At 68.1% G+C, this 21,852-nt stretch carries 23 protein-coding genes; 9 read left to right on the forward strand and 14 right to left on the reverse strand.

Annotation, left to right across the window (positions count from 1 at the left end; genetic code table 11):
* Positions 1-16 precede the first annotated feature (16 nt).
* A complete protein-coding gene (locus M1K48_RS11280) occupies positions 17-1,345 on the reverse strand; it encodes a hypothetical protein (RefSeq protein WP_249503306.1) in 1,329 nt (442 codons plus the stop codon).
* Positions 1,342-2,733, reverse strand: a complete 1,392-nt coding sequence (locus M1K48_RS11285; RefSeq protein ID WP_249503307.1) for a glycosyl transferase family protein — start codon at positions 2,731-2,733, stop codon at positions 1,342-1,344. The genes M1K48_RS11280 and M1K48_RS11285 overlap by 4 nt, the downstream gene beginning before the upstream one ends.
* Positions 2,734-2,924: 191 nt before the next feature.
* Between M1K48_RS11285 and M1K48_RS11290 the strand changes: the two genes are divergently transcribed.
* The 3 genes from M1K48_RS11290 to rlmN all read left to right on the forward strand — a co-directional run bounded on the left by M1K48_RS11290 (position 2,925) and on the right by rlmN (position 5,174).
* On the forward strand, positions 2,925-3,425 hold the full coding sequence (locus M1K48_RS11290) for an A24 family peptidase (RefSeq protein ID WP_249503308.1): 501 nt from the start codon (positions 2,925-2,927) through the stop codon (positions 3,423-3,425).
* Positions 3,422-3,901, forward strand: coding sequence for a hypothetical protein (locus M1K48_RS11295; RefSeq protein WP_249503309.1), 480 nt, complete (start codon positions 3,422-3,424; stop codon positions 3,899-3,901). Before M1K48_RS11290 ends, M1K48_RS11295 begins: the two co-directional genes overlap by 4 nt.
* Before the next feature lie 88 nt (positions 3,902-3,989).
* Positions 3,990-5,174 carry a 23S rRNA (adenine(2503)-C(2))-methyltransferase RlmN gene (rlmN, locus tag M1K48_RS11300; RefSeq protein ID WP_249503310.1) on the forward strand — a complete coding sequence of 395 codons (1,185 nt, stop codon included), beginning with the start codon at positions 3,990-3,992 and terminating at the stop codon, positions 5,172-5,174.
* A gap of 3 nt (positions 5,175-5,177) precedes the next feature.
* On the opposite strand, the gene M1K48_RS11305 is transcribed toward rlmN, so the two are convergent.
* A complete protein-coding gene (locus M1K48_RS11305; RefSeq protein WP_249503311.1) occupies positions 5,178-5,339 on the reverse strand; it encodes a hypothetical protein in 162 nt (53 codons plus the stop codon).
* Positions 5,340-5,538: 199 nt separating this feature from the next.
* Here M1K48_RS11305 and M1K48_RS11310 point away from each other — a divergent pair, with 199 nt between their 5' ends.
* The 3 genes from M1K48_RS11310 to M1K48_RS11320 are packed head-to-tail and all read left to right on the forward strand — an operon-like array spanning position 5,539 to position 8,081.
* A complete protein-coding gene (locus M1K48_RS11310) occupies positions 5,539-5,955 on the forward strand; it encodes a hypothetical protein (RefSeq protein WP_249503312.1) in 417 nt (138 codons plus the stop codon).
* 45 nt (positions 5,956-6,000) lie between these two features.
* Entirely contained in the window at positions 6,001-6,867 is an 867-nt protein-coding gene (locus tag M1K48_RS11315; protein WP_249503313.1) for an oxygenase MpaB family protein, read from the forward strand.
* Positions 6,864-8,081 carry an SAM-dependent methyltransferase gene (locus tag M1K48_RS11320; RefSeq protein WP_249503314.1) on the forward strand — a complete coding sequence of 406 codons (1,218 nt, stop codon included), beginning with the start codon at positions 6,864-6,866 and terminating at the stop codon, positions 8,079-8,081. Before M1K48_RS11315 ends, M1K48_RS11320 begins: the two co-directional genes overlap by 4 nt.
* Positions 8,082-8,084: 3 nt before the next feature.
* On the opposite strand, the gene M1K48_RS11325 is transcribed toward M1K48_RS11320, so the two are convergent.
* Together M1K48_RS11325 and M1K48_RS11330 are read right to left on the reverse strand one after the other, a co-directional pair.
* Positions 8,085-10,136 carry a S46 family peptidase gene (locus M1K48_RS11325; RefSeq protein ID WP_249503315.1) on the reverse strand — a complete coding sequence of 684 codons (2,052 nt, stop codon included), beginning with the start codon at positions 10,134-10,136 and terminating at the stop codon, positions 8,085-8,087.
* A gap of 116 nt (positions 10,137-10,252) precedes the next feature.
* Positions 10,253-10,831 carry an EF-hand domain-containing protein gene (locus tag M1K48_RS11330; RefSeq protein WP_249503316.1) on the reverse strand — a complete coding sequence of 193 codons (579 nt, stop codon included), beginning with the start codon at positions 10,829-10,831 and terminating at the stop codon, positions 10,253-10,255.
* Positions 10,832-10,934: 103 nt separating this feature from the next.
* Here M1K48_RS11330 and M1K48_RS11335 point away from each other — a divergent pair, with 103 nt between their 5' ends.
* Positions 10,935-12,509, forward strand: coding sequence for a hypothetical protein (locus tag M1K48_RS11335; protein WP_249503317.1), 1,575 nt, complete (start codon positions 10,935-10,937; stop codon positions 12,507-12,509).
* On the forward strand, positions 12,506-13,537 hold the full coding sequence (locus M1K48_RS11340) for a glycosyltransferase family 2 protein (RefSeq protein ID WP_249503318.1): 1,032 nt from the start codon (positions 12,506-12,508) through the stop codon (positions 13,535-13,537). Before M1K48_RS11335 ends, M1K48_RS11340 begins: the two co-directional genes overlap by 4 nt.
* Here M1K48_RS11340 and M1K48_RS11345 read toward each other — a convergent pair.
* Both M1K48_RS11345 and M1K48_RS11350 read right to left on the reverse strand, forming a co-directional pair.
* Positions 13,459-14,190: a class I SAM-dependent methyltransferase gene (locus tag M1K48_RS11345; RefSeq protein ID WP_249503319.1), complete on the reverse strand. Its 732-nt coding sequence runs from the start codon at positions 14,188-14,190 to the stop codon at positions 13,459-13,461. The two genes, M1K48_RS11340 and M1K48_RS11345, sit on opposite strands and share 79 nt — an antisense overlap.
* Positions 14,190-14,603: a GtrA family protein gene (locus tag M1K48_RS11350; RefSeq protein ID WP_249503320.1), complete on the reverse strand. Its 414-nt coding sequence runs from the start codon at positions 14,601-14,603 to the stop codon at positions 14,190-14,192. Before M1K48_RS11350 ends, M1K48_RS11345 begins: the two co-directional genes overlap by 1 nt.
* A 75-nt stretch (positions 14,604-14,678) precedes the next feature.
* Between M1K48_RS11350 and M1K48_RS11355 the strand changes: the two genes are divergently transcribed.
* Entirely contained in the window at positions 14,679-16,463 is a 1,785-nt protein-coding gene (locus tag M1K48_RS11355; RefSeq protein ID WP_249503321.1) for an AcrB/AcrD/AcrF family protein, read from the forward strand.
* A 1-nt stretch (position 16,464) separates the two neighbouring features.
* On the opposite strand, the gene M1K48_RS11360 is transcribed toward M1K48_RS11355, so the two are convergent.
* Genes M1K48_RS11360 through M1K48_RS11390 form a run of 7 tightly spaced genes read right to left on the reverse strand, consistent with a single transcriptional unit; the run spans position 16,465 to position 21,790 of the window.
* On the reverse strand, positions 16,465-17,097 hold the full coding sequence (locus M1K48_RS11360; protein WP_249503322.1) for a MarC family protein: 633 nt from the start codon (positions 17,095-17,097) through the stop codon (positions 16,465-16,467).
* A complete protein-coding gene (locus M1K48_RS11365; protein WP_249503323.1) occupies positions 17,094-17,741 on the reverse strand; it encodes a hypothetical protein in 648 nt (215 codons plus the stop codon). Before M1K48_RS11365 ends, M1K48_RS11360 begins: the two co-directional genes overlap by 4 nt.
* Positions 17,738-18,631 carry a bifunctional methylenetetrahydrofolate dehydrogenase/methenyltetrahydrofolate cyclohydrolase FolD gene (folD, locus tag M1K48_RS11370; protein ID WP_249503324.1) on the reverse strand — a complete coding sequence of 298 codons (894 nt, stop codon included), beginning with the start codon at positions 18,629-18,631 and terminating at the stop codon, positions 17,738-17,740. The genes M1K48_RS11365 and folD overlap by 4 nt, the downstream gene beginning before the upstream one ends.
* 4 nt (positions 18,632-18,635) lie before the next feature.
* Positions 18,636-18,947, reverse strand: coding sequence for a YggT family protein (locus tag M1K48_RS11375; RefSeq protein WP_209022788.1), 312 nt, complete (start codon positions 18,945-18,947; stop codon positions 18,636-18,638).
* A 44-nt stretch (positions 18,948-18,991) separates the two neighbouring features.
* Complete coding sequence (gene egtD / locus M1K48_RS11380) at positions 18,992-19,984, reverse strand: L-histidine N(alpha)-methyltransferase (RefSeq protein WP_406696710.1); 993 nt, start codon at positions 19,982-19,984, stop codon at positions 18,992-18,994.
* Complete coding sequence (gene egtB / locus M1K48_RS11385) at positions 19,938-21,173, reverse strand: ergothioneine biosynthesis protein EgtB (protein WP_249503326.1); 1,236 nt, start codon at positions 21,171-21,173, stop codon at positions 19,938-19,940. The genes egtD and egtB overlap by 47 nt, the downstream gene beginning before the upstream one ends.
* Positions 21,170-21,790, reverse strand: a complete 621-nt coding sequence (locus M1K48_RS11390) for a flavodoxin family protein (protein WP_249503327.1) — start codon at positions 21,788-21,790, stop codon at positions 21,170-21,172. The genes egtB and M1K48_RS11390 overlap by 4 nt, the downstream gene beginning before the upstream one ends.
* Positions 21,791-21,852 lie beyond the last annotated feature (62 nt).

Genomic DNA, 21,852 nt, shown 5'->3' on the forward strand with positions numbered 1-21,852 from the left:
CGAAGGGCCGGGCGCGTCAGAAGCCGGCGGCGAGGGTCAGCGCGGGCCCGCTGCGCGGATCGGCCTTGCCGGTCAGGCGGAAGCGATAGTCGACATGCGCGCGCAGCCCGGGGCGAAGCTGGTAGCTGAGCCGCGGGCCCGCATCGAACCGGCTCAACCCCGGTTGAATCCCGCCCCACATCCCGGCGCCGATCGCGAACCGGCGCATGAAGGGGTAGGTGGCGGTCAGCGCCCCGTCGGCGAACAGGTCGCGGCGGCTGGCCCCGACCACCCCGGCCTGGCCATAGCCGTCGAGTAGCAGGCCATAGGGCAATGGCTGCTCGTACAGCCCGCCCTCGGCCAGCAGCGCGAACGCATCGCGGCCGCCGCCGAGCGCCGATCCCAGCCGCTGGCGGCGTTCGGCCAGCACCCGCACCGGAAGAGCCTTGAGCGGCTGCCAGCTGACCCCGACCGCCCCTTCGCCGCCGACCATCTGCTGGCTCCGCGCGCTTCGGCCCTGCGGCATCAGCGCGGTCGAAGCCCGCAGGTGCACGCCGACCGTCGAAAGCGGCCGCCAACTGACCCGCATCCCGGCCTGGCTTCCGCCCAGCGACCCCGCCGGAGCGAGCCCGGGATTAAGCGGGTCGCCCGTACCGTCGAGCTGGCCCGTACCGTCTAGCTGGTAGGTGGTTTCGCGCGGAGGGCGGAGCAGGGCCCAGCCATCAACCGACCAGCGATCGGGCCGCGCCGCCTCGAGCGGGGTGCGTGCCCGGCGCGAACCTTTTTCCCATCGCGGTGTGACCTGCGTCCCGCCGCCGAGCGAGAACGGGCCCGATGCACCAATCGTCGGCCATTGGTCGAGCGGCGCCACCGCGCCCCCATAGCCCTCGCTGCCGCCGCCATCGAAGCTTGCCGCCATTGCCGGTACCGCCTCGCCGCGTGGAGCGGGCCCCGCCGCGTAGGCCGGCGGCGCGGGCATGGGATAGGGCGCCGGATAATAGACGATGCGGCTGACACGCGGCGCGGTCTGGGAGGCCGCCATCATCGAATAGGGCATCGCCGCCGGCATATAGGGATAGGGCATCGGCCCGTAGGCCTGCGCGTAGGGATTGCCATAGGCGGCGGGCACCGGCGGGTAGGGGCCCTGCGCATAGGGATAGGGGCCCTGCGAGTAAGAACCCGCCGCGGGAGCATCCATGTCGGCCGGCACACCCGGCGGCAGGGTGGCGGCGGCGAGGGCGTCCGGTTTCGGCGCCGCCTCGCCGGCCGGGACGGCGACGGCTTCGAGTGCCAGCGCGCTGCTGGCGGTGCGCAGGCCGACATAGGCGATGATCGCCAGCCCCAAGAAGCGGATCGGGGCGCTCATGGGCGCACCGGCTCGGGCGGGAGGAGGAGGTCGTCGGGGAAATGGTGGGTGGTCTTGTCCCACTGTTTGGGCCCGCCGCCGGCGTGCAGGAAGAGCGCCCGCGCCGAGGCAAGGATGGCGATAAGATTGGCGATCGCGATCCGCGGCACCGCCGCCAGTCCCTCCCCGATGCCGTAAACGTGCGTGGTGAAGCCGACGCGCATGAACACTCTCCACAAAAGCAGGCCGAAATTGATCTGAAGCAGGGCGGTGAGCAGCGCCGAAGGCTGTGGCGGAAGCGGCGCGCCGAGCTGGGCGGCGAGCCACAATTGCGCCCACAGCAAGCCCGAGGCGTAGCCGGCGAGCAGCAGCAGGGCGGCGAACGGCCCGCGCCGGTCACGCAGCCGGAACCAGCGCTCACCTAGCCCGCCGCGCCAGCCCAGCCGGTCCCATCCGGCGAACGCGATCCCGCCCAGCCAGCGCGCCTTCTGCCGCACCGCCGAGCCGAGATCGTTCGGGAAATAGCCGCGGCTGGCGACCACGCCCGGATCGCCGCGGCTGGCGGGCAGGCGAACGAAGATGGTGCGCTCGCCTAGCGCCCCGATCCTCAGCCCCATCTCATAATCCTCGGTCATCGATCCGCCGGCGAACGGCAGGCCGTCATGCGCCTCGGCCAGCCGCGCGATGGCCCGGCGCGAAATGGCGCAGCCGACCCCGGCGAGTGGGATCGCCGCGCCCACCGCCTCGCGCACCACCATTTCCTTGCCATGGGATTCGGCGAACTCGTCGCAATAATGGCCGGCGATCCACTGGCTCGACCGGTCGGGCAGCGGAACCACCGGCAGCTGCACCACGCCCGCTCGGTCGGCGAGGCGGTCGAACAGCCTGAGTTCGAGCGGGTGGACCAGATCCTCGGCATCGTGGAGCACCACCGCCCGTGCCTTCCGCCCGGACGCGGCCTCCTCCCGCAGCAGGAAGGCGTAGAGATGATTGAGGCAATGCGCCTTGGTGGTCGGGCCGTCGGCGGGCACTTCGACCGCCATCACCCGCGGATCGGCCACTCCCTCGATCGCCAGGCGGGTGGCGGGATCGTTGCGGTAATAGCCGACCAGCAGGCTGTAGTCGGGATGGTCGAAGCTGCGCAACGTGGCACGCAGCATGTTGCCGATCACCGCGGATTCGTCCCACGCCGGGATCATCACCGCCATCCACCCGCTCGGCGCGCCGTCCACCAGGGTCAGCGCGTCGCCGCGGGGGTGGCGGCGATAGACGGTGATCGCCCGCCACAAGCGCCGGCCGAAATAGATGAAATCGACAAGAAGGTCGTCGAGCGAGAACAGCAGGAAGCCGAGCGCCGCGAATAGCGCCAGCTCGGCCGCCAGTTCGGCCATGGCGAGCTGCAGGCTCATTGCCCGTACCCCGTCCGGAGCCGCGTGACGTGTCGCTGTTGAATGTTATCCACCCGGTCCACGCACCCGCAGGCGCTGGTTGGTCCGAGCGCCGACCTTGTCTCATGACCTGCCCCGTGACGCAAGCCGCTTGCGAAACGACTCTTGCCGGGCCATCGCTGCGACGACGAAAAGCTTTGGGGGACAACGACGTGAACCTGCCCACGCTGGTGCCGGAATGGCTGTTCTGGGCCTTGATCGTGTTGCTGGCGCTGGCCGCCGTGCAGGACGCGATGATGCTCAAGATCAGCAATTACATCTGCGGCGCGGTGCTGCTGCTGGGGATCGCGGGGGCGGTTATCGCCGGTCCGCAGACCGGGCTGTGGGAAAATGGCGTCGCATTCATGCTCGCGCTGGCGATCGGCACTTTCCTATTCGGTCGCGGGATTTTGGGCGGCGGGGACGTCAAGCTGTTCGCGGCGACGGTGCTGTGGTTCGACCTCGGCGCTTCGCTTCGGGTGCTGACCTGGACCGCGATCGCCGGGGGCGTGCTGGCGGTCTTGATCATCCTTGCACGCACCTTGCCGTGGCCCGACGCGATCCGCTCGCGCATGCGGGTGCTACAGCCCAAGGCCGGCATCCCCTACGGGATCGCGATCGCTGCCGGTGCGATCATCACCAGCCTGCAGCTGATGGGATCACGCGGGGCGTGACCCGCGCGGCGGTCCTCCGCGGACTGCTCGCGCTGGTTCCCGCGGCGGAGGGGCAGGCCCAGCGCCTGCTCCATGCCGGGGCCTATTGGGCAGCGATCGAGCGGTCGGGCGCGGTGTGCGAAGCGGTGTCTCGGAGCGAGATCGTCGCCTCTCCCGGCCGGCCGCAGGCGCGCGCCGTCTTTGCCTTTTCCCGCGACGGCAAGCGGCGGGGAGAACTGCACCTGATCTTCGCCCGCCCGGTCCGCCCGGGCGCCGCCGCGGTGCTGAGCGTCGGAGCCGAAAGCTTCCTGCTGGTCACTCGCGGGACGAGCGCGTGGAGCCGCGGCCCGGCGCAGGAAGCCGCGATCATCGCCGCGATCCGCCGCAGCGCCGAGATGCGGGTCCGCGCGCAGGGACAGGGCGGCCGAATCAGCGATCGCTACCTGCTCGGCGGCGCCCCCACCGCGATCGACGCCGCAGCGATCGCCTGCGCGTAGGCGCGCCCGGGGTGGCGTCGGTCGGCCGGGCGCCAACAAAGACTCTTACTGGAAAAACCCGCAAAACTCGCTACATGACCACTCTCCCATGAGCGCCGACACCAACCTTATGCCGATCCCCGGAGCGGTGGATCCTGTCACCGTCCCTCGTCCCGCGACGGTCAGCGACGACCCGCGCGTCGAGCTGATCGGGCTCAGCCGCGACGCCATTCGCGCTGCGATGGAAGGCGCCGGCATGGACGCGCGCATGGCCAAGCTGCGCTCCAAGCAATTGTGGCATTGGATCTATAATCGCGGGGTCACTGACTTCGGCCACATGACTGACATCGCCAAGGCCCAGCAGCCGTGGCTGGCCGAGCGGTTCCGGATCGACCGCCCGGCGGTGGTCGAGGCGCAGGTGTCGTCGGACGGCACCCGCAAGTGGCTGCTACGCACCCACGACAATCACGAATTCGAGATGGTGTTCATTCCCGACGCGGACCGCGGGACCTTGTGCGTGTCGAGCCAGGTCGGCTGCACCCTCAACTGCCGCTTCTGCCACACCGGCACCATGCGTCTGGTCCGCAATCTCGATATCCACGAGATCGTCGGGCAAGTGATGCTCGCCCGCGATTCGCTGGGCGAATGGCCGAGCCAGCCCGAGGGCCGGATGCTCACCAACATCGTGATGATGGGCATGGGTGAGCCGCTCTACAATTTCGACAATGTCCGCGACGCGCTTAAGATCGTGATGGACGGCGACGGGCTGGGGCTGTCGAAGCGCCGGATCACCCTGTCCACCTCGGGCGTGGTTCCGATGATGGAGCGTTGCGGCGCGGAGATCGGAGTCAATCTCGCGGTTTCACTCCACGCGGTGACCAAGGAAATCCGCGACGAGATCGTGCCGCTGAACCGCAAGTACGGCATCGAGGAACTGCTGCAGGCCTGCGCCGACTATCCCGGCGCCAACAATGCCCGCCGCATCACCTTCGAATATGTGATGCTCAAGGACAAGAACGACAGCGACGACCATGCCCGCGAACTGGTCCGGCTGATCCGCCACTATCGCCTGCCCGCCAAGGTCAATTTGATCCCGTTCAACCCGTGGCCGGGCGCGGTCTACGAATGCTCGACCCCCGAGCGCATCCGGTCGTTCTCGAACATCGTGTTCGAAGGCGGGATCAGCGCCCCGGTGCGCACGCCGCGCGGACGCGACATCGATGCCGCCTGCGGCCAATTGAAGACGGCAGCAGAAAAGAAGCGCCGCTCCGAGCGGGACGCCGAGCCGGCGTGACGATCAGGTCCGGGCGGACCTCAGGTCCATCCGGCCGGTCGCCTGGATCCGGATCTTCAGCTTTTCGTGGGCATGCGCGCCGCAATAGAGCACGCCATCCATCACTGCGCCGGCCGCATGGTCACATCCGGGAACCGAGCAGGGCGGCAGGATTTTGCGTGTCAATCACACCTCAGGGAATGGCGTTCAGAAGGCAGGAGGCTCTCCATCTAGGGGAGAAGTCGCGCGAGTTCCCCGGCTTGGTGCACAGACTGTGCGCCTGCCCATGGTTATGCTATGGATCCGGGCACGAGGCGTTGGACGGATGATCCGAATTCAAGCGCAGCCACAGGCCGGCGGCGAAAGTCGCTTGGCAGGCATTCAGATGGCGATTCTGACGCTGCGCTGCATGGAACATTATCGCGACATCGCGGGCGGTCATGAGAGCGCGCTGGTGCTGCTCGCGGTGGTCGCCATTTCGGCCGAGAAGTTTACCCGCGGCGAGCTTTCCGAGGACCTCCGAAGCCTCGAAACGCCCTTCCCGTCCGAGCAACTGGGAAGCTGCAACGTCAGTTCGATCGCCGTCGCTACCGGCTTCAACCGCGAAACCACCCGCCGCTACGTCAATCGCCTGATCGAGCGCGACGTGCTCCAGCGCCGCCCCGACGGGACGATCCAGTTCATGCCGGGCTATCTGCAGAGCGGCCAGATCGCCGACCTGCTCCAGCTCCAGCTCGATACGCTTGGCCGGTCGGTCAGCGAGTTCCTGCGCATGGGCGCGATGGTGATCGTCGACGACTGACGGGCGGGGCGGGTCCGCCGCCGCCCCTCGCTCGTTCTCCCCGCCATGGCCAGTCACGCACTTCCGACCATCGAAGGGTTCCGCCGCAGCCTTGCCGGGCAGGTCGGCGCCTTCTTCAACGATGCGGCCAAGGGCCAGCGGCCGATCACTCCATCGGAGGATGCCCTGTGCCCGCCGGGCGGGGTCGCCTGGAAGGTGCATGCCGACCTCGCCGGGATGATGGTCGGCGGGGTGGCGGCGCTCTTGTGGCAGATGCTCCACCCGCAGGCGCTGGCCGGGGTGTGGGACCATTCGGACTTCCGCCGCAACATGCACGGCCGCCTGCGCAACACCGCGCGGTTCATCGCGATCACCACCTATGGCGCGCGGGGCGAGGCGGAAGCGGCGATCGAGCGGGTGCGGGGGATCCATGGCTTCGTGCATGGCGAGCTTGCCGACGGCACCCCCTACGACGCCAACGATCCGCGGCTGCTGGCGTTCGTCCACCTCGCCGGCTCGGCCATGTTCCTCGCCGGCTATCGCCGCTTCGCCGACCCGTCGATGCCGCTGGCCGAGCGCGACGCCTACTGGCGCGAGGTTGCGATTATCGGCGAGAAGCTCGGCGCCGACCCGGTGCCGCGGAGCGAGGCCGAGGCCGAGGCGCTGGCCCGCGACTTCCTGCCCGAGCTTCGCCCCGACGAACGTAGCCGCGCAGTGCGCGACATCATCCTCAACGCCGCCCCCGACCGGCTTCGGCTGTTCCCGGTCCAGCGCCTGCTGATGCGCTCCGCCACCGACCTCCTCCCGCGCGAGGTGCGGCGCCTGCACGGCCTGCGCGGATCGGGGCTGGCGATCCCGGCGGTCGGGGCCGCGACCTTCGGTCTCGCTTCGACGTTGCGTTGGGCGCTTGCTCCGCGCAAATTGGAGGCATGAACCTGCTCCAACGCCTGCTGGGCGACCGCATCCGCAACGGCACCCTGACGGTGATCATGCCGGGCGGCGAGCGCTCCACGGTCGGCTCGGGCGAGCCGGTGGTGGTCGCCCGGATCCACGACAAGGCGGCGCTGGTCACCCTGCTCCGCAATCCGCGTCTGGCGTTCGGCGAGCTGTACATGGACGGCCGGCTGACGATCGAGCAGGGGCAGCTGATGGACCTACTGACGGTGGTGGTCGGCGCCAACCGGTTCGAGGACGGCGGCCACAAGGGCCGGCTCAAGAAGCAGGTGGGCTTCCTCAAGGGCTTGCTGCCGCGCCGCAACGACGCCGCCGCCGCGCGCCGCAATGTCGCCCATCACTACGACCTAGACGAGCGGCTCTACCGCCTCTTCCTCGACTCCGACCTGCAGTACAGCTGCGCCTACTTCCACGATCCGGCCAACAGCCTGGAGCAGGCCCAGGCCGACAAGAAGGCGCATATCGCCGCCAAACTCGACCTCCGGTCGGGCCAGCGGGTGCTCGACATCGGCTCGGGATGGGGCGGAATGGGGCTTTACCTCAACCGCGTGGCGGGGGTGGAAGTGCTCGGCGTCACACTCAGCGAGGAACAGCTCCGCGTGTCGCGCCAGCGCGCCGAGGAGGCCGGGGTCGCCGACAAGGTCCGGTTCGAGCTGATCGACTATCGCGCCGTCACCGGCCGGTTCGACCGGATCATCTCGGTCGGGATGTTCGAGCATGTCGGCTTGGCTCACTATCGCGAATTCTTCGCTACCTGCCGCAACCTGCTGACCGAAGACGGCGTGATGCTGCTCCACACCATCGGCAAGTACGGCAAGTCAGGCAAACCAGACCCATTCACCGATAAGTGGATCTTCCCCGGCTACCACGTGCCCAGCCTCAGCCAGATGATGGCGGCGAGCGAGGAGGTGCGGCTGATCGCGACCGACGTCGAAACGCTGCGGCTGCACTACGGCTATACGCTGCGCCACTGGCTGGCCAATTGCTATGCGCACCGGGCCGAGATCGTCGCGCTGTATGACGAGCGCTTCTTCCGGATGTGGGAATTCTATCTGGCCGCCGCGGCGATCGGGTTCGAACAGGGCGCGATGAACAATTTCCAGGTGCAATATGTCCGCGAGCGGCGCGCGCTGCCGATCACCCGCGATTACATGCACGAGGCCGAGCAGCGCTTCCGCCGCCCGGCCCCTTAGGCATTAGCGGCGGCGGCCGCGCAGTTCGGCGACCAGGTTGGGCGCCGGATAGATCTTCTCCAGCGCTTCCTGGACCGCGGCGGTCGACACCACGACGGTGCGGTTGAGCGTTCCGTCGTAGCCGTAATTGCCGCCCAGGCTGTGGATGTTGCCGTCGAACGCGGCACCGATCACCGTGCCCGCGCGGTCGATCACCGGCGATCCCGAATTGCCACCGATGATGTCGTTGGTGGTGACGAAATCATAGGTGACGTTCTTGTTGATGCGGGCCTGGTTGGCGGCGAATGCCGGGGGCAGGTCGAACGGTTCGGCACCGGTCGCGCGGTCGAAGGTGCCGCCCATCACCGTGCGGGTCGGGACCGGCGTGCCCCGCTCGTTCCAGCCTTGGACCTTGCCGTAGCTGATCCGCAGCGTGAAGGTGGCGTCGGGGTAGTTGCTGTCGCCGTAGACGGCGAAGCGGGCGTCGGCCAGCCGCGCACGGGCGGCCGTCAGCGGTGCGTCGACCTCGGCGTCATAGCGCTTCTGCAGCGCACGGGCGTTGGGGTCGAGGCTGCGGGCATAGACGATCATCGGATCGGTCGACGCCGCGATCGCCGCCGCGCCACCGTCCAGCAGCGCCTTGCGCGCCGCCGGATCGGCCAGCTTGGTCCCCGTCACCAGCCGCGCCGCCAGCGCTTCGGGCGACTCGCGGCCCAGCAGCAGCTTGGATTGCGGATGGTCGGCGCCGAGATATTCGCGCGCCTTGGACAGCGAGAATTCCATCTGCAGCTGGTCGAGCCACGGGGTCACCGGCCGCTCGTCGGTGAGGTTCTTCTCGAGCAGCGGTAGCGCCGAATCGGTGTAGCCCGGAAGGCGCTCGCCATTGGGCTTGCCGCGCTCGGCGGCGACCCGGACCAGCGCCAGCGCATAGTTGAACAGGTCGCCGCTGGGTAGCGCGTACAGCCGCTCGACGTAGATGGCGCGATTGGCCTCGACCGATCTGGCGATATCTCCCCAAGGAATACCAATCCCCGGCTTGCCCGCGCTGACCTGCTTGAGGCTTGCCTCAGCCGCGGCGAGCTTGCCGGTGAAGGCCGGATCGTTCAGCGCCTTCTGGCGGCCGATAAAGACCTTGAGGCTGTTCTCCAGCCCGCTCAGCGTTTCGGCGGCTTCGCGCTTGCGCTCGGGCGACTGCGCCATCGCCGCGATCATCCGGCCGCGCAGTTCGGACGTGGTAGTGACGATGATCGGCAGCGCCAGTTCGCGCTGGAAGGCGAGTTGGTCGCCGGTAAACAGGCGACTGGTCGAGCCCGGATTGCCGACCACGAAAGTCGCTTCGCCATCCTGCGGCGCGCGAGGGTTCCACTTGAGGAAGGCCGGCGTCGCGACCGGCTTGCCGTTTTCGTAGGCACGCAGGAAGCTCGCATCCATCGAGTAGCGCGGGAAGTTGAAATTGTCGGGATCGCCGCCGAATTGCGCGGCCTGCGCCTCGGGCGCCCAGGCCAACCGCACGTCGCTATACTTGCGGTAGGTATAGAGCTTGTATTGGCCGCCGCCGTACAGGCTGACGACCTGGCAGCGGGTGGTCGCCTTGTCGGTGCAGCTGTCGCTTTCCAGCTTGGCAGTCGCGGCATTGCGGGCGCGCACCGCGTCGGCGCCGGTGGCCGATCCGATCGCCGCCTTGACCGTCGGGGTCACGTCGCGGATCGATGTCACCACTTCGGCCTGCTGGCCGGCGCACTTCTTCTCCTCGGTCATGCTGCGGGCGGTGAAGCCCTTGACCAGGATGTTGTTGTCGGCGGTCGAATTCTCCTCGACGCAGGTCGCGACGCAATGGTGGTTGGTGAGGATGAGGCCGGTGTCGGACACGAAGCTGGCCGAACAGCCGCCGGTCAGCCGCACCGCCGCCGCACGGGTCTTGTCGAGCCAGGCCTGGTCGGGCGCCCAGCCATAGGCCGCCTTCATCCGCGCCGCCGGGAAGGCATCGAACGTCCACATTCCTTCGTCGGCCCGGGCCGTCCCCGGAAGCATGAAGGCGAGGGAAGCGCTGGCAAAGAGTGCGGACTTGAGACGCATGTATGGATGTCCTTGATCGGAATGGGTCGTGCACCGGATTAACGCGCCCGCCGAAAAGGAAAAGGGGCCCGGCGATTGCCCGCCAAGCCCCTTTCGCCTCGCAATCGCCCAGGCGATCAGCCGCGCTGCATCGCTCCGCGCTGCTGGCGGGCCTGCTGCCGCTCTTCGCGAGTCACCCGGCCATCTCGGTTGAGGTCGACCCGGTCGAACCGCTGAAGCGCCGCGGTCTCAGCCTCGGCCAGCGAGATACGCTGGTCGCGGTTGGTGTCGGCCATGCGCAGCATCGCGCCGCCCATCCGCCCGCGCATCGCCATCCGCTGTCCGCCCATGCCACCGCGGCGACCCTCGGCCCCGCGCTGGCCGCGCAGCGCTTCGGCGCGGGTCCATTCGTCGCGGCTGATCATGTTGTCGCGATTGGTATCGAGGCGCGCGAACATCTCGGCCCGGCGCGCGGGATCGGCGGCTCGCGTCATCCGCTGACGCATCTGACCGCGCACCGCCTGGCGCTCGGCCTGAGTGATGAAGCCGTCACGATTGGTGTCGACCCGTGCAAACATAGTGCGAGCCCGCTGCACCACTTCAGCGCGGGTCTGGATTCCGTCACGGGCACTCGGCTGCGCGGCCAGCGGTGCCGCCTGCGCACCAGCAGCGGTCGCGGCCAACAGCAAGCCAGCACCCAACAAGATCTTGGTCATAATGCCTCCATTCGCCCTGTTCTGATGAAGCCGCTGATAACCGCGGATTACTGAACCGGGGGTGACAGGCGCGCGCCAAGCTGCAAGGGGCTGGACCATCGCCATGATCCCGCCCGCCGCACCGCCGAACCCACCCGGAATGCCGCGCCCCTGGTGGGAAACGCGCGCCTTCGTGATGGTGATGGTGCTGCTCTCGGCGGTGCCCCTTCTGTATCCGCCGGTCCCGCCGCTGGTCGACCTGCTCGGCCACATGGGCCGTTACCGCGTGATGCTCGACGGCGACGTGCCGAGCCTGGCCGCCGTCTACAGCTTCAAATGGGCGCTGATGGGCAATCTCGGGGTCGATCTCGCGGTCTATCCCTTGGCCAAATTGATTGGGCTCGAGGCGGCGGTGAAGCTGGTGATCATCTCGATCCCGATGATGACGACCGCGGGCATGCTGTGGGTCGCGCGCGAGGTGCATCACCGCCTGCCGCCGACCGTGATGTTCGCGCTTCCGTTCGTCTACGGCCACCATTTCCTGTTCGGCTTCGTCAATTATGCGCTAAGCGTCGCGCTGGCGATGCTCGCCTTCGCCCTGTGGCTGAGGCTCGGCCGCAAGCGCCTGTATCGCCTCCGCGCCGCGCTGTTCGTGCCGATCAGCATTCTCGTCTGGCTGTGCCACGCCTTCGGCTGGGGCTTCCTCGGCCTGCTCGCCTTCTCGGCCGAGGTGGTCCGCGCCCACGACGACGGCCGAAGCTGGTGGCGCTCGATCCTGCGCGCGGCCGGACAGAGCCTCAGCCTTGCACTGCCGCTGATGCTGATGATCCTGTGGCGCGAAGGTGGCGGCGGGGTCACCGCCGACTGGTTCAACTGGAAGAACAAGATGTTCTCGGTGAACACCGTTCTTCGCGACCGCTGGAGGGTGTGGGACCGGATCGGCTTCTTCACGTGCCTGGTCGTGTTCCTGTTCGCGGTCGTTCACCCGCGCCTGACCCTGTCGCGCATGCTGACCTTCACCGCGCTGGTGCTGGGCGCCGCCTTTGCGCTGCTGCCGCGGATCATCTTCGGTTCGGCCTATGCCGACATGCGGCTGATGCCCTTCGTCTTCGCGATCGCGCTGCTGGCGATCCGCTTCCGCCGCGACACGCCGCCGGTGATGGGCTGGGCGCTGGCGCTGCTGGCGCTCAGCTTCTTCCTCGCCCGCACCGCCAGCGTGACCTGGAGCCTGAAGCTCGCCAGCGACGAATATACGCGCCAGCTGACCGCGCTCGACCAGGTGCCGAACGGGGCCAGGGTGGTCAGCATGGTCGGACTCGGCTGCACCCGTGACAGCGGCTGGCCGATGTGGCGCAACGCCCATCTCGGCGGGATGGTGGTGGTGCGCCGCTACGGCTTCTCCAACGACCATTGGGATGTGCCGGGGGCCAAGCTGCTGACGGTCACCAACAAGGTCGCCGGCTACTGGCAGCACGATCCCTCCAACCTGATCGTTCAGGACGGCTGCCCGGCGCGGTTCGGCCGGCCGGTCAGCTGGATGCTGCGCCGCTTCCCGCGCGGGGCGTTCGACTATCTGTGGCTGATCGATCCGCCGCCCTACGATCCGGCGCTAGTGTCGGATTTGCAAAAGGTGTGGGGGCTGCCCGACGGCTCGGCCCTCTACCGGATCGGCCCGGGACCGGCTAACCCGGCGCCATGACCGCGCTTTCGATCGTCGTTCCCTGCTTCAACGAAGAGGAATGCGTGCGCCTGCTGCACGGGCGGCTGAGCGGCGCGGCACGGACCACGTTCGGCGATAATTACGAGATCATCCTGGTCAACGACGGGTCCAAGGACCGGACCTGGTCGATCATGCAGGAAATGAGCGCGGCCGACCCGCACCTCACCTGCGTCAACCTGTCGCGCAATCACGGCCACCAGCTGGCGCTCACCGCCGGGCTCGACCTGGCGCGCGGCCATCGCATCCTGATCGTCGACGCCGACCTGCAGGACCCGCCCGAACTGCTCGGGCCCATGCTGGAAGTGATGGAGCGCGAAGGCGCCGACGTCGTCTATGGCGTGCGCCGCAGCCGCGCCGGGGAAACTCGCTTCAAGCGCGCCACCGCCCACGCCTTCTACCGCCTGCTTTCCTCGGCGACCGAGATCGACATTCCGCTCGATGCTGGCGACTTCCGGCTGATGAGTCGGCGCGCGCTGGACGTGCTCCTGGCAATGCCCGAACAGGCCCGCTTCGTGCGCGGAATGGTGGCGTGGATCGGGTTCAAGCAATTGCCCTTCCCCTACGACCGGGCCGAGCGCGCGGCGGGGGAGAGCAAATATCCGCTGGGCAAGATGATTCGCTTTGCGCTCGACGCGCTGACCGGGTTCAGCTCGGCACCCCTGAAGCTCGCCAGCCACGCCGGCCTGCTGCTCAGCCTCAGCTCGCTGCTGATCATCGTCTATATCGGCTACGCCTTCCTCACCGGCCGCAACATCCAGGGCTGGACCAGCCTGATGCTGGTGGTGGTGGTGCTGGGCGCGGTGCAGATGTTCGTGCTCGCGATGATGGGCGAATATATCGGCCGGCTCTACAGCCAGGCCAAGAACCGCCCGCTGTACATTGTCCAGGACATTGCCGGCGCCGCCCGCACTCCGCGCAAGATGCTGGGTCAGGTCCCGGTGGAAGCGACCGCCCACAGCGACAGCCCCGGCGGCAGCGGGACCTTGCCGATCAACCGCGCCTCCTGAGCGAACACCACTTCCAGCGCGGCATTGAGCGGCGCCGGCGGAAGCGTGTCATCGCCATCGTCCTTGCCGGTCAGCTTGCCCGCGGCTCGCGCCGCGATCGCCACCGGAAGCAGGAAGCTGTTGAGGTAGCCCATCTTCTCCAGCTTGAGCGGGGAGCCGTCGACCAGCGCTTTCAGCGACGCCTTCGAATAGCGCCGCTGGTGGTGATTGACGACGTCGTGCGCCGACCACATCCACTGGTGGGCGGGGACGGTCATCACGAACTTGCCGCCCGGCTTCAGGCAGCGCGCGATCCCGGCCAGCGCGGCGCGGTCGTCCGCGATATGCTCGATCACGTCGAACGATCCGATCATGTCGTACGAATTGTCCGCCACGCCCTCAAGCGCCGGAAGCGGGGACGAGCCGATCGGCCGGCCGAGCCGCATCTCGGCCATCGCCCGCGCCGCTGGATCGACCTCGATCGCATCGACCGAACCGAACAGGTCAAGCATCGCGAAATTGTGCCCGGTGCCGCAGCCGACCTCGAGGATCTTGCTGTTGGGACGCGGCCGCACCACGCGGGCGATCAGCTGGGCCAGTACCCTGCGCCGGGCGCGGTACCACCAGTGGCGCTGGTCGAGTTCGGCCATGCGGTCATAGACTTGCCGCTCCATCAGCCGAACACCCACCAGCGATTGAGCGCGAAGGTCAGGAACGGCGTGATCAGAACAGCCGGGACCAGCGGCCACCAGGTCGGACCGTGCAGCCAGTCGACCGCGACCCAGGTGAAGCCCGCGTTCATCAACATGCCCGCGGTCTGCACCGCCAGGAATTGCGCCTTGGTCTTCTTGTCCTCGGTCCGCTCATGCCCCTTAAAGCTCCACCGGCTGTGAAGGAAAAAGCCGGCGGTCACCGCCACCGCATAGGCGATCACCACCGCCAGTACCGGCCACATCACATAGGTGGCGAGCGGCCAATAGACCGCGGCGTAGAGCAGGGTCGAGCCGAGACCGACCAGACCGAAGCGGATCAACTGGCCGATCAGCTCGCGGCGGTGGGAGGATTGGGGCAGGCTTGCCTGGATCATGGCCTTGCCTCCTAGGGTCAAGTGCCTAGAGCGGCAACCGATTGCCTGAGTGCGGGCAAGGGAGTGGAGAGCTGAGTGCCCGAACGGTTGCTGGGATGGATGGAACGGCACTGGCGGCTGGTGATCTTGGTCGTGTGGCTGCTCGCCTGCGCCTTATTCACCTGGCAGAAGTGGGGCGGGATCGTCGGCTTCGCGCTGGGTGACACCGACGACAATCTTCGCATGGCGCAGGTCCGCGCGCTGCTGAACGGGCAAGGCTGGTTCGACCTTCGCCAGTATCGTTTCGACCCTGCATTCGGCGGCGCTAACATCCACTGGAGCCGGATCGTCGACCTGCCGATCGCCGGGCTGATCCTGCTCGGCAAACTGTTCACCACCGGCGCCGAAGCCGAGCGGATGGCGGTCGCGGTTGCCCCCATGCTGCCTTATGCCGTGCTGCTGACCGGGATCGCGCTGACCGCCCGGCGGCTGATCAGCCCGGCGGCGTTCGTCGCGGCCTTCATCGCGCTCTACTTCGGCGGGGCGACCAACGGCATGTTCATGCCGACCCGGATCGACCATCACGGCTGGCAATTGGCGATGCTCAGCCTGGTCATCGCCGGGCTGGCCGATCCCGATCGCCGCCGCGGCGGACTGACCGTCGGGATCGCCAGCGCGGTCAGCCTGGCGATCGGGCTCGAGATGTTGATCTACCTCGCGCTGGCCGCCGCCGCACAAGTGCTGATGTGGGTTTCGGACGAAGCCGAGCGCGATCGCATGCTGGCCTATGCCGTGAGCATCGCCGGAGGCACCGCGATCGGCTTCCTGCTATTCGCAAGCTATGCCAACCGCGCGGCGGTCTGCGATGCGCTGTCGCCTGTCTGGCTGTCCGACACCTTGCTCGGCGGCGCCTTGCTGACGCTCATCGTCTGGAAAAGCCCGGATCGCTGGACCACTCGCCTCGCGCTTGCTGCTGGGGCCGGTGTTGCCGTCGCCGCCTTTCATGCGCTGGCCTGGCCGCACTGCCTGTCGCGGCTCGAAGGGGTGTCGCCCGAAGTCGACCGCCTGTGGCTGAGCAACGTGCGCGAAGCCAAGCCGATCACCCAGCATAGCTGGCGCACGGTGGTGACCGTCATCTCGCTGCCGGTGGCCGGCCTGTTCGGCTGGGCCTGGCTCGCCTGGCTCCACCGCCGCGAGCCCGAGCTGCTGCGCCGCATCCTCGGCCCCGCAGCGATCGCCGCCGCCGCGCTCGCGCTCTTGTTCTGGCAGACCCGCGCCGGCCCCGCGAGCCAGCTGCTCGGCGTGGTCGGCTGCGCTGCCCTGACCGCCACCCTCCTGCCGCGGCTGTGGAATGCGAAGAACAGCCTGGTGGTGGTGCTCGGCTCCACCGCGCTGGTCCTGGCGGCCAGCGGCGGCGCCGCGCCTCTGTTCCTCAAGGCCTTTCCAGAAAAGCCGGAAAAGATCACCGAATCGCAGCGGCTCAACAATCGCGCCAACCGCCTGTGCCCGACGCTGTGGGCGATGCGCCCGGTGGCCCGCCAGCCCAAGGGGATGGTGTTCACCTTCATCGACCTCGGCCCGCGGCTGATCGCGGTGACCAAGCATGATGCGCTGGGCGGTCCTTATCACCGCAACGGCATGGCGATCGCCGACAGCATGAACGCGATGCGCGGCTCGCCCGAGCAGGCCCGCGCCCTGATCCTCAAGCACCGCTCGGACTATCTGCTGGTCTGCCCGCACATGAACCAGGCGACCATCTTCCGCGCCCAGGCGCCGCGCGGCTTCTATTCGCAGCTCGAGCGCGGGGCGCAATTCCCGTGGCTGCAGCCGATCGACCTCGGCAAGGACAGCCCGCTCAAGATGTGGCGGGTGATGCGCTAGGTCAGCCCGCTAGGCCGGGCAGGCTGCGCTCCAGCCCGTCGAGCACGAACTGCACCGCCAGCGCGGCGAGGATGACGCCCAAGATTCGGGTGATCATCGCTTCGATCTTGGCCCCGATCATCCGCATCAGCGGGCCGGCCAGCAGCAGGGCGAGCAGGGTCAATACGATCACTGCTGTCATAGCGCCAAGCACCACCACTTGTTCGGTGACACCCTCGGCACGCGCCGACAGCAGCATGATCGAGGCGATCGAGCCCGGGCCGGCGATCATCGGGATCGCCATCGGGAAGACCGAAATGTCGTCTGCCTCGGGCGTGCCCTCAATCTCCCGCGCGCGCTCCTCACGGCGTTCGGTGCGCTTCTCGAACACCATGTCGAGCGCGATCATGAACAACATGATCCCGCCCGCCAGCCGGAACGCCGAGAGGCTGATTCCGAGGGTGCTGAGCAACGGCTCGCCGAGCAGGGCGAAGAACAGGAGGATGCACCAGGCGACCGCTGCCGAGCGGATCGCCATCGCCCGCCGGTGCGCGTCGGCGGTGCCCTTGGTCAGTCCGGCGAAGATCGGGGCGCAGCCGGGCGGATCGATGATGACGGCCAGCGTGATGAAGGCCGAGGTGAAGAGCTCGATCATGCCGGCGGCGGGGCCGCGACCTTCTGGTCGAGCACGGTGTCGAACCGGCGACCGGTCCACAGCTGAACCCGAGTGCGCCGGGCGCCGTCGGCGGTCACCGTCCAATTATACAGCAGCGTGCCATCGGCCGAGCGCGCATAACCGCTATCGCCCGGAGGCGCGGTGCGGTTCAGGCGATTGGCGTAGGACCGCTCGATCTGCCGCAGGCGAAGCGCGCGATTGCCGCAGCTCGCCTTGCGCACCGTGGGGCGGGCCGGGCGGGGCAGCGGCGCCTTCAGTGTGTCGCCGCCATCGACGGTCCAGCGCCAGACGCCGCTCGCCTGACGCATCCATAGGGTGGTGAAATAGCCGTCGGTCTTGTTGGCTGCGATATGCCACGGGCCGGTGTTCACCGCGGTGCGCGTGTCGCAAGACACCCAGCTTTGCGCGGGCCACCATTCGACCGAGCGAGGCGGATCCTTGCGGCCCTTGAGAAACTCCTGCGCCCACACCGCCTGCGGATTGAACATCACCGCGGTCGGATCGGCCCATTTGCGAAAGGCGGTCCACTGACCCTGCTTCTGCGCATCGGCGGCGAAAGCGCGCTCGGCGTCGACCGCCGTGACGGGAGCGGCAGCGGCGAGCAGTAGGGACGCGAGGATCATAGTCCCTCCGGAGGCGCGAGGCCGGCCCGGCGGTGCGCCGCGACGACGGTATTGCGAAGCAGCATGGCGATGGTCATCGGCCCTACGCCACCGGGCACTGGGGTGATCGCACCCGCCTGTGCCTCGGCTTCGGCAAAGGCGACGTCGCCGACCAGCCGGGTCTTGCCGGGCTCGGTTCCCGCAACGCGATTGATCCCGACGTCGATCACGGTCGCCCCGGGCTTGATCCATTCGCCGCGAACCATTTCGGGCCGGCCGACCGCGGCGACCACGATATCGGCCGCGCGGACCAGGGAGGGCAGGTCGCGGGTGCGGCTGTGGGCGATAGTGACGGTGCAGCTTTCGCCCAGCAACAGCATCGCCATCGGCTTGCCAACGATGTTCGAACGGCCGATCACCACCGCATGCTTGCCCGACAGGTCGCCCAGTTCGGCCCTGAGCAGGTGCAGACAACCGAGCGGCGTGCACGGCACCAGCGCGGCGGGATTGCCGACCGCCAGCCGTCCGGCGTTAACGACATGGAAGCCGTCGACGTCCTTGTCGGGATCGATCGCGTCGATCACCCGGCCGGCGTCCATGTGGCCGGGAAGCGGCAGCTGGACGAGGATGCCGTCGACAGCCGGATCCGCGTTTAGCCGCGCGATCAGTGCCAGCAGGTCGGCCTCGCTGGTCTCGGCAGGAAGCGCGTGGTGGATGCTCTCCATCGCCGCCTCGCCGCAGGCGGCCCGCTTGGAGCGGATATAGACTTCGCTCGCCGGATCCTCGCCGACCAGCACGGTGGCCAGTCCGACCGGGCGGCCGGTGCTGGCGCGGAAGAAGGCGGCAACCCGCCCGACCTGTGCCCGAAGCTCGGCCGCTGCGGCCTTTCCGTCGATCCGCTTGCCCGTCATCGCCTCACATCCCCGGCGCGGGGAGGGAGGCGAGGGCGTTGGAGATGACCGGGTTGATCAGGATGCCGATCAGCAGCAGCACCACCACCGGCGACAGGTCAAGCCCGCCGAAATCGGGCAGGATCTTGCGGAACGGGCGGTAGAGCGGCTCGAGGAAGCGGTCGAGTCCGACCAGGAATCTCCGCATGCCCTCGCTCGAGGTGTTGATGACGTTGAAGGCGACCAGCCAACTCAGGATCACCTGAATGATGATCAGCCACCACAGGACGTTGAGCAGGATGGCGGCGATCTCGAGAAGCGTGCGCAGGATGACCATGCGCCCCCTCTAGCGGTCCCGTATTGCAGCGGCAACACGGTCTATCAGGGTGCCATCCGCTCCGGATCGGCACGGGCCAGCAGCAGGGCGAAGTCGCCGGCTGGATCGCTCCATTCGTTGAACGGCGTCCACCCGCCCGCCAACAGCAGCAGGCGCGCGCTTTCGGCGGTGTATTTATGGCTGTTCTCGGTGTGGATGCTGTCCCCGCCGGCAAAGTGGAAGGTCCGCCCCTCGACCGTGAAGGAGACCTCCCGGCGGGCGACGAGATGCATCTCGATCCGCGCCATTGAGGCGTTCCAGCGCGCCTCGTGGGCAAAGGCATCGACCGGAATGTCGCCGCCCAGCTCGCGGTTGATGCGGTGGAGGAGGTTGAGGTTGAAGCTGGCCGTGACACCTGCGGCATCGTCATAGGCCGCGATCAGCCGCCCCGGCGCCTTGACCCGGTCCATCCCGATCAGCAGCAGCGCGCCGGTGCCCAGCGTCCGGCGGAACGAGCGCAGCAGGTCGACCGCGCTGGCCGGGACCAGGTTGCCGATAGTGGAGCCGGGAAAGAAGCCCAGCCGGGGATGGTCGCCGACCTCGGCCGGCAGGTCGAAGGCGCGGGTGAAGTCGGCCTCAACCGGGAAGATTGGAAGCGAAGGGAAATCCTCCTGCAGGGCCTCGGCATTGGCGCGCAAATGCGCCCCGCTGATGTCGACCGGCGCGTAGAGGGCAGGGGCGATCCCGCGCAGCAGCAGCGGGGTCTTGGCAAGCGCGCCCGCGCCATAATCGACCACCGCCCGGCCGGTGCCCACCACCGCAGCGATCTCGGGCATGGCGGAACGCAGGATGCCGATCTCGGTCCGGGTCGGATAATATTCGGGCAGGTCGGTGATCTGCTCGAAAAGGACCGATCCTTCCTCGTCGTAGAACCAGCGGGCGGGGATCGCCGGCGGCTCCTGCGCCAGGCCCTCCAGCACGGCCCGGGCGAAGGCGGGATCGGGACGGGTGTCAACAGTCGCGAGCAAGGCGCACTCCGGTGAATTGCCAGCGGGCATGGGGCGGGAAGAAGTTGCGGACCGACGACCGCGAGGAACCGCGCGGGGTGGCGCAGCTGGCGCCCTTCAGCACCATCTGCCCGCTCATGAACTTGCCGTTATATTCACCGACGCTGCCCTCGGGCTGGCGAAAACCGGGGTGGGGCAGGAACGCCGATCCGGTCCAGCACCAGACGTCACCGAACCATTCGCCGCCGGCACGCGGCATGGCGGCACCGGCCTGGTCGAGCTGGTTGCCGCCGCGCGGATCATGCGCGGCCGCCATGTCCTCCCACTCCGCCTCGGTCGGAAGCCGGGCGCCGGCCCAGCGGGCATAGGCATCGGCCTCGTAGTGGCTGACGTGGGTGACAGGGGCCTGCGGGTCGAGCGGCCGCCGCCCGGCAAGGGTGAAGCTGGTCCCATCCTCGCCCCAGTAAAGCGGCGCGGTGATGCCTTCGCGCTTGACCCAAGCCCAGCCGTCACTCAGCCAGTGGCCGGGCTTCCGGTAGCCGCCGTCGGCGACGAACTGCTGCCACTCACCATTGGAGACGAAGCGGTCGGCGATGGCGTGGGGCTGGAGTAAAACCTGATGGCGCGGCCGTTCGCAGTCGAAGGCGAAGCCGTTGTCGCTCGTACCCATCTCGACGATGCCGCTGCGGCCCTCGATCCACCTGATGTCGTCGACCGCGGCACTGCCGGGCGATGGCTCGGCCGCGGCATAAGCCGGCTCTAGCGGATTGACGGCAAAGGTCGCCAGGATGTCGGTCAGGAACAGTTCCTGATGCTGCTGCTCATGCGCGATGCCGAGTGCGACCAGCTCGCGCGCCTCCTCGTCGAACGAGGGCATGGCTGCGGCCAGCGCCTCGTCGACATGAGCGCGATAGGCCCGCGCCTCATCCAGCGTCGGGCGCGACAGCATGCCGCGCCGATCGCGGGCCAGCCGTTCGCCCTCGCCCTCGTAATAGCTGTTGAACAGGAACGGCCAGCGCTCGTCATAGACCCGGTAGCCGGGCACCAGCTCGCGCAGCAGGAAGGTCTCGAAGAACCAGCTGGTGTGCGCCAGGTGCCACTTGGCCGGTGAGGCGTCGGGCATCGGCTGGACCGTGGCGTCGGCATCGCTCAGCGGCTCGGCCAGCGCCAGGGTCAGGGCACGGGTCGCGCGGAGGCGCTCGGCCAGCGGCTCCGGGGCGAGGGTCGACGCGACGTTCACGCCGATTGTTCTACTCCCGGATAGGGCTTGTCGGCCAGCAGGGTGGCGAGGTGGTGGCTGTTGGAGGCCAGCATCTCCACCGTCTCGATGACCTTGTCTGGCACCTCCGGGAGATCCTTGAAGTCGACATGGCCCATGGCTTCGCCGACCCAATAAGCGGGGCCGCCCGGCGGAACGGTCCAGCCAGTGTCGCTAAGTCCCTGAAAAAGCTCGGCCGAGACATGGTGCGCGCCGTCCTCGTTGCCGACGATGGCGACCGCAAGCACCTTGCCTGTGCTCGGCATCCGGCCCTGGTCGTCGGTCTCCGAAAGGAACGCGTCCATCCGCTCCAGCACTCTTTTGGCCGTGCTTGGCAGCTGGCCCATCCAGATCGGAGTGCCGAATACCAGGATGTCGGCCTCGAGGATCTGCTTGCGCAGCGCGGGCCAGGCATCGCCTTCGCCCTCGTCCGAGGTGACCCCCGGCTTGATGTCATGATCGGCGAGGCGGATGGTGCCCAGCCACTCGGTCCCGCGCTTGGCCAAGGCGTCTTTGACCAGGTCGATCATCTTGTCGGTGGAGGAGGGTTCGCCGGACGAGGCCTTGAGCGTAGCGTTGATTGCGATTGCCTTGACCATCCATCCACCCGATCGTTGATTTCGTCCAAGGCAAACCTGTGAAGGCGCAATTTGTGCCTGCT

It is taken from the genome of Sphingomonas glaciei (assembly GCF_023380025.1).
GTDB lineage: Bacteria > Pseudomonadota > Alphaproteobacteria > Sphingomonadales > Sphingomonadaceae > Sphingomicrobium > Sphingomicrobium glaciei.

Excerpts from the sequence above, each read along its gene's own strand:
- M1K48_RS11365 (WP_249503323.1), bottom strand. The coding sequence starts at position 17,741 with ATGATCCTCGCGTCCCTACTGCTCGCCGCTGCCGCTCCCGTCACGGCG.
- M1K48_RS11335 (WP_249503317.1), top strand. The coding sequence starts at position 10,935 with ATGATCCCGCCCGCCGCACCGCCGAACCCACCCGGAATGCCGCGCCCC.
- M1K48_RS11390 (WP_249503327.1), bottom strand. The coding sequence starts at position 21,790 with ATGGTCAAGGCAATCGCAATCAACGCTACGCTCAAGGCCTCGTCCGGC.
- folD (WP_249503324.1), bottom strand. The coding sequence starts at position 18,631 with ATGACGGGCAAGCGGATCGACGGAAAGGCCGCAGCGGCCGAGCTTCGG.
- M1K48_RS11345 (WP_249503319.1), bottom strand. The coding sequence starts at position 14,190 with ATGGAGCGGCAAGTCTATGACCGCATGGCCGAACTCGACCAGCGCCAC.
- M1K48_RS11320 (WP_249503314.1), top strand. The coding sequence starts at position 6,864 with ATGAACCTGCTCCAACGCCTGCTGGGCGACCGCATCCGCAACGGCACC.
- M1K48_RS11360 (WP_249503322.1), bottom strand. The coding sequence starts at position 17,097 with ATGATCGAGCTCTTCACCTCGGCCTTCATCACGCTGGCCGTCATCATC.
- M1K48_RS11330 (WP_249503316.1), bottom strand. The coding sequence starts at position 10,831 with ATGACCAAGATCTTGTTGGGTGCTGGCTTGCTGTTGGCCGCGACCGCT.
- M1K48_RS11375 (WP_209022788.1), bottom strand. The coding sequence starts at position 18,947 with ATGGTCATCCTGCGCACGCTTCTCGAGATCGCCGCCATCCTGCTCAAC.
- M1K48_RS11340 (WP_249503318.1), top strand. The coding sequence starts at position 12,506 with ATGACCGCGCTTTCGATCGTCGTTCCCTGCTTCAACGAAGAGGAATGC.
- M1K48_RS11325 (WP_249503315.1), bottom strand. The coding sequence starts at position 10,136 with ATGCGTCTCAAGTCCGCACTCTTTGCCAGCGCTTCCCTCGCCTTCATG.
- M1K48_RS11350 (WP_249503320.1), bottom strand. The coding sequence starts at position 14,603 with ATGATCCAGGCAAGCCTGCCCCAATCCTCCCACCGCCGCGAGCTGATC.
- M1K48_RS11310 (WP_249503312.1), top strand. The coding sequence starts at position 5,539 with ATGGCGATTCTGACGCTGCGCTGCATGGAACATTATCGCGACATCGCG.
- egtD (WP_406696710.1), bottom strand. The coding sequence starts at position 19,984 with ATGCCCGCTGGCAATTCACCGGAGTGCGCCTTGCTCGCGACTGTTGAC.
- M1K48_RS11285 (WP_249503307.1), bottom strand. The coding sequence starts at position 2,733 with ATGAGCCTGCAGCTCGCCATGGCCGAACTGGCGGCCGAGCTGGCGCTA.
- rlmN (WP_249503310.1), top strand. The coding sequence starts at position 3,990 with ATGAGCGCCGACACCAACCTTATGCCGATCCCCGGAGCGGTGGATCCT.
- M1K48_RS11280 (WP_249503306.1), bottom strand. The coding sequence starts at position 1,345 with ATGAGCGCCCCGATCCGCTTCTTGGGGCTGGCGATCATCGCCTATGTC.
- M1K48_RS11315 (WP_249503313.1), top strand. The coding sequence starts at position 6,001 with ATGGCCAGTCACGCACTTCCGACCATCGAAGGGTTCCGCCGCAGCCTT.